At 48.6% G+C, this 1,150-nt stretch carries 1 protein-coding gene; it reads left to right on the forward strand.

The genetic code is table 11. The annotated features are described in order from the left end of the window. Positions 1-276: 276 nt before the first annotated feature. On the forward strand, positions 277-1,032 hold the full coding sequence (locus D5R40_RS33190; RefSeq protein ID WP_205127865.1) for a DUF4437 domain-containing protein: 756 nt from the start codon (positions 277-279) through the stop codon (positions 1,030-1,032). Positions 1,033-1,150: the final 118 nt, after the last annotated feature.

Consider the following 1,150-nt stretch of genomic DNA (forward strand, 5'->3'; position numbering starts at 1 on the left):
CCTGTCGAATCCTATGCAAACGCATAGTTCTAGTTTATGATTGTATTTTGGCAAAAATAGTTTGCATTCTTAGCTATTTTATTGTATAATATAGCACAAATAAACTGCTTTACCATCCAAATTTATTCTATTACTTGATACAGACGAGGACTCATCAGATTTTAAATTCATCTGCTCGGTTCCGCAGTCTCTCATGGAAATCATAATTTGCTCCAGAGTAAGACTGTAATGGTGATTGGGTAGTCTGACGCTCTTGGAGAAATTAAAATGATCAAAATGAAGAACATAAGAACGTTTCTATTACTCGCACTAGCACTTATAAGCATCGTAATCGTCGCTTATACTAGCTCCCAGGTCACATCCCAAACCATAGAGCTGGAATCAGCAGCCAAGCCAACCTCCGAGGTCGTCTTAAGGTCCGAAGTCCAGTGGGGACCGCTCAACCCCGCCCGCGGAGACCAAAGCCCGAGGGCTGGTACCCTTTGGGGCGATCGCACTAGCTCCGGGCCTTCAGGCTTCCTCGTAGAGTTTGTGGACGGCTTCTCGTCGCCACCTCACATTCACAATATCACCTACCGTGGAGTGGCCATTAGCGGCACAGTTCACAACGATGACCCGAATGCCGAGAAGATGTGGCTGCCGACGGGTTCTTTCTGGACACAGCCAGCCGGAGGTGTGCACATTACCGCTGCCGAGGGCAGCAACAACCTGGCATACATAGAGATCGATGAGGGGCCGTATCTCGTCCTTCCTACTGAGGAGGCGTTTTCTAGCGATGACAAGCCGATTAATGTGGACCCATCGAACATTGTTTGGATCGATCAGCCCGGAATGCCTGCCTCTGCCAATGGACAAAAGGTAGCTTTTCTTTGGGGCAACCCGCAGGACGATCAATTATACGGAAGTTTTGTCAAGCTACCTGCTGGGTTTACTGGAAAGATACGTAGCCACGGCTCGACATTCCATGCTGTGGTAATCCAGGGTCAACCACAGTATGGAATGTCGAGCCGTGGCTACGTATCTTTCCAGTAAACCCAGCAGGTAGCTTTTCTTTGGGGCAACCCGCAGGACGATCAATTATACGGAAGTTTTGTCAAGCTACCTTTTGTCCATTGGCAGAGGCAGGCATTCCGGGCTGATCGATCCAAAC

The organism is Okeania hirsuta (assembly GCF_003838195.1).
Classification (GTDB): Bacteria; Cyanobacteriota; Cyanobacteriia; order Cyanobacteriales; family Microcoleaceae; genus Okeania; species Okeania hirsuta.

Bases quoted from the DNA above. Each gene is read 5' to 3' on its own strand.
- D5R40_RS33190 (WP_205127865.1), top strand. From the start codon at position 277: ATGAAGAACATAAGAACGTTTCTATTACTCGCACTAGCACTTATAAGC.